Here is a 12,416-nt window from a genome sequence, read left to right on the forward strand (position 1 = left end):
AAGAGCAACGCTGACCTAAGGTATTTTATCGCTACCAGTTGGCAATCATTTAATGTCATTACTAATAATGTACTGTTGGGTGGTTTTACCAAAAAAGCACCTAGGGCAAACCTAGGTGCAAAAGTATGGGGGTAATTAGTCGCCTTCCACGTCCGTGTGAGCAGGCTATTAATCAGTTACAACATGTATGCTTACTTTTTCCACACATCAGCAACACCTGGCTCTTCACCTTTAGTCCACCAACCTGCGGTATAAGTTTCGCCGTTATGTGAAACTTTATCGCCGCCGTTATAAACTAAATCTGCGCGCCACGCTCGAACTTGACCATCATCAGGGATAACTTCAGACCAAGCAGCGCTTTGATCTGGCTGTTCACCTTTAGTCCACCAGTTAGCTTGGTAAGTTACCTCGTTATAAACAACAGTATCGCCAGTATTGTAGATTTTACTGCTGTCCCAAGTACCGTTTCCACCGGTAGTTTTGTGAGTCACTGTCACGGTAAAACTTTGAGCTGATACCGCAGTACCATCGCTAACTTCAACAGTTACTGTGTAACTTGTATCAGCAGTAACATCACCCGCAGTTAAGCTTACATTGGCGCCTGAGCCTACAAGTGTTAAACCCGTAGGTACTTGCCATGTGTAAGTTAACGAGTCGTTATCAGCATCAGTAGCAGAAACCGCTATGCTCGCTTGCATTGCTTCTTCTATTGTTACGTCATTAATTGCAGCAACAACAGGAGCGGTATTGCCAGTGCTTGGTGCAACCACAGTTAATGTTGTTGATTTGCTTACTGTTGATTTACCATCAGATACGCTTAACGTTACTGCATAATTGCTAGTTTTTGTTACGGTATTTGCGGTAATAACCACGTTGGCAGTGTTCGTTGCTGTCGCCGTTAACGCACTATCCATAGTCCAGCTGTACGTTAAGCTATCGTTGTCTGCATCTGTGGCAATGGCAGCAATAGTAATTATCTCGCCAGAATTAACTGAAAAGCTATTGGCTAAGTTTATAACAGGTTTTTTGTTGATTGGACCAACAACACCACCTAAACCTTCATGCATTGCATTAAGAATATCGCCATTATCGGCATCAATTTCCCAAGCAAATAAACCACCTAAGCCACTCGCGTTAACATATTGGCCTTTAGCGATAACAGATCTTGGGCTATCGTACGTCACTAACTTGCCTGATTGTTTATTCCATACATAAGCCGCATCAGCCATTTCATCATAACCCACTTCAAAACCATTAACACCAGTACCGGCAGCGCCAACCATATGTTGAGCAAGGCCTTTGTAGTCAATAATTCCCGCTTCCCACACACCTTGAGCAGTAGAGCCAGTAAGTTTACCTGTACCGTCAGCAGTCATTGGATTATCTAAAATAGTGGTGTTGTCTGGCATTACGCCTTCCCAACCACGGCCATACATTGCTGTACCTACAACAATCTTTTTAGCAGCAACGCCTTGTGCTAATAATAAATCTACTGCATTAGTGATGGTATAAGCAGGACCTTTACGTGGTTCGCCTTTATCATCTAAGCCAGTACCATTACATTCATCAACACTAATATGACTACCACAATTTAAACCCGTTTGATGACCGGTCACATTGTTCCAGCCACCAAAGAAGTCATAAGTCATGGCAAAGATATAATCCATAAACTGTGCAGCTGCAGCGTAGTCGACATCTTCAATTTTGTCATAACCTGAGCCGATAGCTGAAGTAAGTTCATAGGTACGACCTGTTTCAGCTTCAAGCTCATTTAGCATAGTTCGAAGTTCTTGCATTAAGGCTACATAAGCGGGGCCATCATTGATTGGATCACCTAAGTTGGTAGAAGCACCATCACCACCGGGGAATTCCCAATCAATATCAACACCATCATAGAACTTCCATGTTTTTAAGAATTTCTTCATTGAGGCGACAAACACATCACGGTTAGCTTTTTGCGTAAAGCCATAAAACGGGTCTGATAATGTCCAACCACCAACCGATGGTAATATTTTTAAATCAGGATTACGTTGTTTTAACGCCATTAATTGTGCGTAAGTACCACGAATAGGATCGGTTGCATCAATACCAGGTAAGGTTTTTTGTACGGCGGCCCATGGATCATGGATGACGACTTCATAATCAGCAGAGCCAGCACACGCTGTCTCTAAAGCACGCCAGCTATTGCCGTTTTCAATTTCTTTCAGTGATGCATTAGCGCCACAAATGGGGATAAAACCGTATAATAAATGCGTTAAATTATCAGCAGGTATTTGGCTGACATCATAACCACGACCGTAAATTCCCCACTCAACAAAATAAGCACCAACAACGTTATCTATTTGTGTTGGATAGCTTTTATTGTTTGGATCTATGTTCATGGTAAGGGGTGCTAAATGACCCCCATCGGTATCGGCAATAATGATGTCTTTTTGCGCACTGGTTGCACAAACGGTGCCTTCACATAACGCAATAGTGAGTTGATGACGACCTGATTGAGCATAAGGGAAGTTAATTACGCCGCTTTTTGTGCCTGCTGCGAAATTACCTTCATTAACCATAGTGTTATCAAAGTAAACTTTGTAGTTATCGCCCCCGGAGCCGCTCCAAGCATTCCATTTAATGCTGATATCCACTAACTCTTTTGCTTTAACCAAGTCTTTATAAGAGCCTAAACCTTCAAGGTTTACCTCTACAAAGGAGTAACTTTGCGGTGTCCAATCTATGCTAGGCGCTGAAGGAGCTGCATCGACATTTTGTGATGATAATGCCGCACTGATTGCACACACTGTGAGTAGTCTTTTATTCATAATTTCCTCTTATTATAATATTGCTGACAGGCATACCAAGGGTATGTTCAGCATTGTTGTGGGTATTCTTTTGTCCTGTGATTTCTAAGGGTAAAGTTTTAACGCTTTTGCCAAACATCGCTGACATCAGGTTGTTCACCTTTAGTCCACCATTTGGCTTGATAAGTAATTTGTTGATAGCTAACGACAGCACCTTGGGAGTATTCATTTTGAGCATTCCACGTGGCAGTTCCGCCGTCGGTTGGAGAATCTAGTTGCCATGCATTGCTGTTATTAGGTGCTTGGTTTTTGTTCCACCATTTAGCTGAGTAGATTTTGTTTTCATAACTGACTTTATCGCCAGCTGAATAGGCTTGAGTACTTGTCCATAAGGGAACAGTTGGGTCTACCACGCTATTTTTCACCGTGACGGTAAAGGTCTTGATCGTGGTTAATAGTCCGTCTGGCACGGCAACGTTTAGGTTGAAGTCAGTATCGGTGTCAACCGCAGCAGCGGTAATAACGAGGTTGGCATCACTGCCGGTATAAGAGAGTTCACTCGGTATTTGCCAAGTGAAAAGCAAATTAGCTTGTTCATCATCAAAGGCATGAACATGAATAGATGCTGAAGCAGATTCGGTCATAACAATATTAGCTATGTCATGTACGATTGGCGCAGTATTAATTGGCGCTGCTTGGATGGTAAGTACAACAGTGTGCTCGTTATGGGTCACGTAGTTAATATTACTGAGCAAGTTGGCGGTATCAAAAGCAATATCACCCTGGCTATCTTCTACACCAATATTAAGTAAGTGGCTGTAATCAATATTTAATGATTGCGCAAAGTCGCTCGCCCAGGTGGCATGATTTAATTCAGTTATTGCGAGTTGTTGGTTTATTAATTCTTGGCCGGAGGCATCAAATAATCGTAAGCTAGCCGTTTCTCCAACAGTTGGTGTTTGTCCTTGTTTGAGGAAAAAACCTGCGCTAAACCACGTATCAGGCTCAACAGTATCTCGCACTATAGTAACGTCACTGCAGTTATAGAAACCTTCACCAACCACATCATCACGCTGCCAACGGCTATATAAAATGGCATCGCCAATCCTATCGGCGGGAATACTGACATCCATTTCATAAAAACGTGTACCGTCAGCATCTTTAATGAAATTAATATTCTCGTGAGTTTGTACCCGCAAAACATCAGACCAAGTAAGTGGCATAGTGTCACCGTTATAACTTGGTTGACTTAAATAGAATTCCCAAAAACTTGGATTATGCGGTGTAGTGGCCAGAAATTTTATTTTGATATCACCGTTGGCATTGGGCACAACATCACTGCGTTGCCAATGAGGTGAGGGCAGGTTCATACCTTTTTTCTTAACATCACCACCAGCACATAAAGTGCCATCGGGTATGTTGGCTTTTACTTCCACAAAATTAGTATAATCGCGGGTGTTTACCGCAAATTCATGCAGTTGCACAAATTGAAAATGACCCGAGCTCAGATAAGCGGCACGACAGGCGGCATTTGGGATGTTAGAGCCATCTTCAGGCCACCAGTAACCTTGCTGTAATTCACAAAAAGCTTGTCGAGCCATAGGGCTAAACATATAGCCGTGCGCGGATACTTGATTACTCATGCTACCTAACATGCTCGTTAGCACGAGACTTAAGGCGGCAGACTTAACGTTGAACTTAATTTTAGACATAGTTTTCCCCTAGCGATAAATACCGGAGTATTTATCGCTGGTTATTTGTTAAAAATAATTACACTTTACGGGTTAATTTATACGGTTTGATAAAGTCTTTAAAAGACAGTTATAAAGTACAAACGTCATCCCAGTCAGCACCACCTGGCTCTGAGCTGGTCCACCATTTTGCTTTGAAAACAGCATTATTGTGAATAACCATATCGCCTTGGTTGGCATGACTAGAATTCCCTGCCCAATCTTTTTGAGGAAACTCTGGATAGACTGACAATGTACTTATATCAACGCCGTCACAGCCAGTGCCTGTTCCTCCATCGCCGCCACCAGTACCACCAGAGGTTGCTTCGGGTAACTGTGGATACTCAGCTTTGAAAGCAAAAACCTTACCGTCTTTCTCTATGGTGAAATTAGCAGGGCCACTAATTGGCATGTAATACATCACTTGAGCATCAACTGTTTGGCTTGGTGCGAATGATTCAGCTTCGCCGCCCCATTCGTTGGTCAAGGTAATTGAGAAACGGTGGAAGTCATTTTCAAAACCACCAATGTTATGTCCTGCGCTATTAGAAGCGTTTTGATCGATCGCCATTTTCAGTTTCTTAGTCGCACTCCAGTTGGATTTGAATATTGCAGACGTTGAAACAGGCACATCAAATGATATTTTTGCACCTGAAAAGTCGATGGCCGAGCTATTGGTAAAGGCAAAAGTAGGGCTAATTGGGTAATTAGCATCACCACTTGGGAAGTCTTTAGCAACAAAGCTTACATCAACCATTTCTTGTGGTTTAACAAAGGTTTTATTGCCTTTATCAATGCTGTAAGGTGTACCGCTTTGGTTAAATTTATCATAAGCAATAGTGGTCATGGTTGAGCCCATAAAGTACTCACCTTTAGCCTCGTCATAATCAAAATCGCCTGCTAGCTCCCAAAACATTACGCCGCCTAAGCCATTATTGATAACGTAATCGACCTTGGTTGCCATAGATTCTTCATCTTCAGTTGAGATAAAGACTTTTTTACTGTCGTTCCATAACCAAGGCGCTACAGCAACACTGTCGTAATGGCGCGTGTAAGACCCTGTTAAAGCATCACTTGGATCTGTTGTTGGATTAAGACCGTATGCGGCAGAGTAACTACCGACAATGCCTTTTTCTAAGTTTTTTATATGCCATAGCGGGTTAGATCCTGCAGGAACTTCACGATCATTCTCGGTATCGTGCCAGAGATTATCAATGCCTACAGCACCATTACCACAGCTATTTTTATCACCTACACCGGTGCCATTTGGGCAATTCGCTTGATCAGGAAAAGCCGCTTGTCCCCATAGTCCATTAGTACCGCCAGTAACATCCCTAAACCCACGAGTGTAATAAGGAATACCGATATTGATACGACCAGCAGATAAACCACCACGGAAGTACTTAACAGCCCAGTCAGTATTTAAATAACCAATGCCTTCAAACTCTTTAGTGCCATAAACATCCCATGCAGCAAGTTCTGAATCTAAGCCAGTATCAAATAACGAAGCATTATGACCAACATGTGAGTTCCATGCGCCGTGTAAGTCGTAAGACATGATATTTACGTAATCAAGATATTGTGTTGCTTGAAATGTTTCCATACCACGCAATAAGTAACCTGAAGATGGTGAAGCTATAGTCAATAAATAATGTTTGCCTGCTGCTTCGCCCGCTTTATCAAGGCTTTCACGTAGTGACTTCATTAGTATTTGGTATGAAGCATTAAGGTGTGCTCGTCGTGCATTTGAAAAGGTGAAGTCATCTGGGTGACCAGCATCATTCATTGATGATGGGTATTCATAATCAATATCGATACCGTCAAAACCGTATTTTTCAATAAATTCAACCGCGCTGGCGCTAAATGCAGAAATACCTGCCTGATTGACAGTACCGTCAACGTTAGTAGTTAACGTGTAAAAACCACCGTCAGCAACACGACCATCAGCTCCAAAGTGACCACCTGTTTCAGCCCAACCACCGACTGAAACTAATGTTTTAATATTTGGATGCAATTTTTTATATTTATTAAGCAGATTGAAGTGGCCTTTGTAAGGCAAGCTAGGGTCAAGCTCTGCACCTGCAACGCCAGGCCATTCCATATTGGTCGCCGCATTATTTGGCGAATTTGGGTCGCCAATCGATACCTTATGATTGGCATCCACATGAGCAAATGCGTAATTGATATGGGTAACTTTGTCCCATGGAATGTTATTAACTAAGTAGCTCGGTTGCTCATTGGCACCATTGCGCCAACTAGTGAAGTAACCAATAACGCGGCGAGGGTGATCTGTGCCCATTAGTTCGCGTCCATCGGTGTCATAAACCGTACAATAGGGCGTGTTTACGCCCGGTGTTTGGTATAAACCTTCCGGGCGACAGGCATCAGCATCGTTACCTGTTTGTCCGTCAGCAATAACCGTAAAATTAACAGCGTTACTGAGTGACGTTGCGCCTTTATCATCTGTTACTTCAAGGGTGAAAGCTTGCTGACCTAAAGCGGTTGCAGTCCAAATATAACTGCCTGAAGCCGCGTTAACCGTATTTATCGCTATGCCATTCTCAAGTAATGATAATTGGGTTACTTGACCATCGCTATCAGTACCTGAATATTCGAAGGTGATTGCACTGCCGACTAAAATGTTACTAGGTAAGCTCGCCATGAGTGTTGCTGTTGGTGCTGTGTTTACTGGATCTATGTCTTTAGCTGTCACCGTTACGGCAATATTATCAATACTTGTTTGAGCACCTTTATCATCAACCGCAATAGCTTTGAAAATATGCTCACCAAGCGCTGCAGACCAAGTGTACAGATAAGGTTCACTCGTTATGGTAGTTAATTTAGTCTCACCTAAATACAGCTCAACTTTTGCGACAGTACCATCAGCATCTGTCGCATTCACAGAAAAGACAACGCTGTCATTTTCAAGGAAAGAACTATTATTTTCGGGGGAGATTAAAGAGACCGTAGGGGGGGTATTCTCAGTGATTTCGTCACCACAAGTACCGAGGTTTTGCCATTCTTGCCATTCACCAGAATGAGTCATGGGGTTAGTTTTGTTCCACCAGTTCGATTTGAAGGCTTGATCAGCTGACTTAACAATAAGACCTGCCACTGATACTTGTTCTGTTTGCCATTCAGATAAGTTAGTACAGTCATAATTGGCCGAATATGCAGTGTTACTTAGTAAAGCAACGGACATAACACCTAACTTGAAGAGTTTATTTATTTTTGTTGTTTTTTTCATACTACTTCCTATTAACATATAATTAACGTTGTTTTCATGTCACTATTTCAAATTAACACAAAAATCTTAAAGGTCAATATGTCGTCATTTGTATACATAAATGTACAGGTTAATTATTGATCTATTAAAGTTGTTTTATATCATTACTTTACCATTAGGTTGGGAATGGCACCAAACAGGATGAATTATGAGTTTATACGGGGTTATTTAGGTGTGTTAACTAGTTGTTAATTTTTAAGGGTGTTGCTTAACAAGGGCGCCAGGTTAAAAAACACACGGCAGTAATAATAGTTATAAGATATATTTAATTGGTATATATGTGGTTGACCTTTATGATCCAATTAGAGGAAATAGCTAAAGGCAAGTCTGCTTTGAGCTGTTTTTTATCTTGGGGTTTAACATTATTCACTGAGGTTTTTAAATTTTAGCTTAGCTATTTGACATGAGATATTGCAACTAATAGATTAATTTATTAAATCGACCGAGTCATTTTATTGGCTCGTAATATTTGCGCTAATTGCTACCATAAATAGCAGTTTATTAATGTGCTCAACTATAGAGGGAAAAATGCCGAGAAATAAGGTATATATTGCTGATAAATTAACGGCGTTTAATGCTCTTGGTATTTAGGGTATAACTTCAAATAATCACACCAAACACTAAAGTTGGTATGATTAAATCGAATATCGGTTGCGGTAAACCATTTTGAAGATTCAATTGCTTTAAGACGAAACAGGATCTTATGACCATCGATAGCAACATAACAAATTAAATTTTCCATTGTGGCGTTGCTCACTTGTATTTCGGCTAAGCCCTTGATATTACGTTGATTTTTCACTGTTATTTTAGGCATAGCTAACGCATTAATAGAGAGCAATAGTATCGTGAAAAAAGTAAAAAATTTAATGACCATAATTTTGTTTATTAAAACATTTATAAAATAATATTAATTTTAGCATTGAAAGCGACTTAAGTGTCTCCATAACTTATAACAGCGCAGTAATTTCATTCTAATCATAGAAATTCAATTACAATATTATAAAAATATGCTCAATAAAAGCATCTACAAGAGATAAAATCATGGCTAATTTCGTACCAGTTAGAAAAGAACAACATCAAAACCTTAAAATTGCTAGCAAACGTGATCTTGCACATATTGCCGGACAACATATTGTTTCAGTCACTGCAGCTGAATATGCACAAGCATCAGCAAGTTTTCCTATAGTATTTGTTAAAAATCCAGAATCACCACGTTACCGTAGTGTTGTTATGCTAGGTTTAGAAGCAAATGAGAACCTATTCTATAACGAAGAAAAATGGAGTGGTTTGTCATTACCACAAAGTGTTGGTATGGCACCATTTGCATTAGGTCTAGATCCGGATAAAGAAAATACCTTAACAGCCTGCATTGATACAGATAGCACTTTAGTGGGTGAAGATAAAGACTTAGCGATATTTGAAGCCGACGGTAAAGAATCAGAGTTATTAACAAATGTACAAAATTCATTAGGTCGTTTATACGAAAATGAAAAAATGACAGAGAATTTCATTAAAGAATTAGAAGAAAATGATTTATTACAAGAGCTTGAATTAAATGTTGATTTGAGCAGCGGCGAAAAGAAAAAACTTACCGGTATTTTTACGGTGAGTGAAGATAAAGTGAAAGCATTGGCTGACGACAAAATTTTAGATTTCCATAAACGTGGCTTATTTGTCCCAATTTATGCAATGTTAGGCTCTTTAGGTCAAATTAACCGTTTAGTACAATTGCGTAATCTTACTGGTAAGGCTCAAATTAAAGGTATTCAAATTGCGCCATTAGTTAAGCAAGAAGCACAAGCTGAAACTGCCGAGAGTTAATCCTTTAATTAGATTGACTGTAAACGATTTTTCAAAAAATAAAAAAGAGGCCTAGGCCTCTTTTTTGTTACTTAATGTAAAAAAAAGTTACTTTTCATATTCCTGTGGTGGTGAACCTGTGTTAATTTACAGGCAGTAGTGATTTATAATAACGAGAATAATATGGTCGATAAAAGTAAACTTTCTAAGGACGTAGAAGAACAAATACAAAGTCTAGCAAGTGATGTTTACATTCAAGTAGAAGATAAGATAACTAACTTGATAGCTGCAGCAGTTAAAGCGGAAATTAGCCAAACTACCGATCAGCAAAGCAAAAACTCCTCAGAAAATGAACGAGTTTTAGCCAACGATATTAACTTACTTAAGCAACAGCTTGCTGAGAAACAGGTTGATGCCGATATTCATAAACAAAATTTCCAAGTAGAACTTACGCAAAACAGTATTAATTATACTGAAACGATTGAGCGTTTAGAAAAAGATATAGCTAACTTAAAGCAGCAAGAAACTCAGCAGCAAGGCAAACAGCAAAATAATGATCATAAGTTAGAGGAAAAGCTGCTGGAAACAGAGCAAAAACTTAATGATAGAACGCAAGCGATCGATGGCTTAAATGGCCGTATCATGGTGCTAACAGAACAAGAGCACAGTCTAACAAATCAACTTAAAGTTGCTAAAGAACAAATTCAGCTAAGTGATAAGAAACAAAATGACGCTTTGACTGCCAATAAGGTGCAAGTTGAAGCCTCAGCCAAACAACAGATTGATGCGTTAACTGCAAAAATTCAATTAAATGAAAAACAGCAAAACGAAACAGTGACAGCCATCAAAGCTCAGGCAGAGGCGTCAGCTAAGCAACAAATTGATGTCTTAACTGAAAAACTCAAGCTAAGTGATCAGCAACAAAACGAAGCCGTGACCGCTATAAAGACTCAAGCTGAAGCGTCAACTAAACAACAAATTGATGCGTTAACTGAAAAACTTCAGCAACTTGAAAGTGAAAGTGCTCGTATTCGAGCTGAAACATTGCAAAGTAGTGATAGTACAGTCAAAGGGTTGGAGCAAAAGGTCTCTCAGTTAGCAGAGCAAGTTCAACAGGAACAAAATGGCAAAGCTGAGTTACAACAGCAGTTATCAGCACAACAAAAATCGATTGATACCGAGCAAGATAAAAATAGACAAGCTGAACAAAAAAGCCAAGATTATCAATCACAAATAATTAAGTTAACTGAACAAGCAGCCATTGAGAAACAGCAACTTCTTGATGAAATAAAGTCAATTAATGAGGGAGCTGAAAAAATAAAGCAGTTGCACCTTGATGAGATCAAAGCAATTAATGATGGAGCTGAAAAAACAAAGCAGTTACACCTTGATGAGATTAAGGCAATTAATGACGCGGGAGAGCAAGTAAAACAATTGCAGGCAACAGCGCAGCAAAGCATTATTGAATTAGAAAAAGCTAATGAGCAACTTAGTAAGAAAGTTGAAATTGAACAAAATGATATCAAACTATATCAGCAAGAAGTGACTGTACTAAATGACCAAGTTAAAGTTGCTCAAGAAGGACAAGAGAATATCTTGAACCGCTTTAATACTAATCGTGATAAACAAGAAGTCGAAAACGATAAAGTAAGAGAAACTATTAAATTTTTACGTGATGAGAATCATCAGTTAATCAGTGATAATAATGAACAAAAAGCTCAGTTTAACGAACAAATAAATGAATTAGAGCATAAATTAACCGAATATCGTTTGAAATTCGAATATGCTCAAAAGCAATTAACCAGCTAGTTGTTTCGATATATATACCCGTTCCACTTGAAGATGCTGAAATCTGCATCTTGAAGTCGAGTGGGTATATACATTTAGACCACAATAAAACCAAGCTTATTCGCATTTTGAATAAGCTTGGGTTAATACCAATCAGACCAATTAAGTAATCTTTTAAAATGGTTTAAATCTCCAATAACATCGTTGCTTTCAATCCCAATAGCCAGCTATTACTCAATCAAGCGCCTTGTTCTTGAAAATTTATCCACATTAAAAATTGACCACTTAATTAATCCGTTTGGTATAATCCCGTTAATTATCTCAACTGAGTATGTACCTAAGTGGCTATTCACCTTCCTTTTGTCAAGTTAAGTCATTGGCATCAAATTGCTTTCTCTGCAGCGCTACTCGAGCGCATGCTACCTAATTATCAAATGTTTAGCGAAGCCGCTGACTTTGGTAATGCTAAAGTATTACGTAATCAACTCGATATTATTTGGCAATGGCTTGATAACAGCAGTACGGTAAAAATTAATAGTGAGGCTCAATTACTTAAATTGGAAGCTGAAACCCCTGATCCCGAAGCATTTGATTCTTTTGGTGTATTTCCTGCCCTTGACACGTGCATGGCGTTATCGGCTTTATGGCAATTAATGCAAGTTAAGCCATTGAAGAAACAAAAAGCAATAGACATTGATATTGATGACATCCAAAGTATCAGTCGTCTTTCTCATAACAGTGTTAGTTATTATATCGAGCTGCTTTTACTTGAAGACCTTGAAGAGTCGGCTGATGAAGATGTTACTATCACTGCGGAGCAAATGGACGAACATCCACTCATGCAATGGGAAAAAGACACACAAAATGAGTTGTTCGATTTTCTAAAATTTGCCGCTGCCGATAAACGCACCTGTAAACTAGCTAAGCAGATGAGCCTATCTGAAGGTTTATCTAATTTAGGTATAGAGATTGTTTAGCGGTTAAGTAAAGTCTAGTCTAACGCGCAAATAAAAATAATAACCT

7 protein-coding genes are annotated in these 12,416 nt (G+C 39.4%); 3 read left to right on the forward strand and 4 right to left on the reverse strand.

The features are described 5' to 3' along the window. Nucleotides 1–191: 191 nt before the first annotated feature. From CXF71_RS09435 to CXF71_RS09450, 4 genes are all read right to left on the reverse strand, one after another. Entirely contained in the window at nucleotides 192–2,810 is a 2,619-nt protein-coding gene (locus CXF71_RS09435; RefSeq protein ID WP_101232706.1) for a glycosyl hydrolase family 18 protein, read from the reverse strand. 98 nt (nucleotides 2,811–2,908) lie between these two features. Then, complete coding sequence (locus CXF71_RS09440; RefSeq protein ID WP_101232707.1) at nucleotides 2,909–4,501, reverse strand: lytic polysaccharide monooxygenase; 1,593 nt, start codon at nucleotides 4,499–4,501, stop codon at nucleotides 2,909–2,911. Nucleotides 4,502–4,610: 109 nt separating this feature from the next. Then, complete coding sequence (locus tag CXF71_RS09445) at nucleotides 4,611–7,766, reverse strand: glycosyl hydrolase family 18 protein (protein WP_101232708.1); 3,156 nt, start codon at nucleotides 7,764–7,766, stop codon at nucleotides 4,611–4,613. A gap of 610 nt (nucleotides 7,767–8,376) precedes the next feature. Continuing rightward, entirely contained in the window at nucleotides 8,377–8,619 is a 243-nt protein-coding gene (locus CXF71_RS09450; RefSeq protein ID WP_232771431.1) for a hypothetical protein, read from the reverse strand. A 227-nt stretch (nucleotides 8,620–8,846) separates the two neighbouring features. Between CXF71_RS09450 and CXF71_RS09455 the strand changes: the two genes are divergently transcribed. The 3 genes from CXF71_RS09455 (at nucleotide 8,847) to CXF71_RS09465 (ending at nucleotide 12,370) form a co-directional block, all read left to right on the forward strand. Continuing rightward, entirely contained in the window at nucleotides 8,847–9,626 is a 780-nt protein-coding gene (locus CXF71_RS09455) for a SapC family protein (protein WP_101232710.1), read from the forward strand. Between the two features lie 138 nt (nucleotides 9,627–9,764). After that, entirely contained in the window at nucleotides 9,765–11,414 is a 1,650-nt protein-coding gene (locus tag CXF71_RS09460; protein ID WP_198559865.1) for a hypothetical protein, read from the forward strand. A gap of 320 nt (nucleotides 11,415–11,734) precedes the next feature. Beyond that, nucleotides 11,735–12,370 (forward strand): YjaG family protein, encoded by a 636-nt coding sequence (locus tag CXF71_RS09465; protein ID WP_101232712.1) that lies wholly within the window; start codon nucleotides 11,735–11,737, stop codon nucleotides 12,368–12,370. The last annotated feature ends 46 nt before the right edge of the window (nucleotides 12,371–12,416 follow it).

Origin of the sequence: Colwellia sp. 12G3 (assembly GCF_002836775.1) — a bacterium.
Lineage (GTDB): Bacteria > Pseudomonadota > Gammaproteobacteria > Enterobacterales > Alteromonadaceae > Colwellia.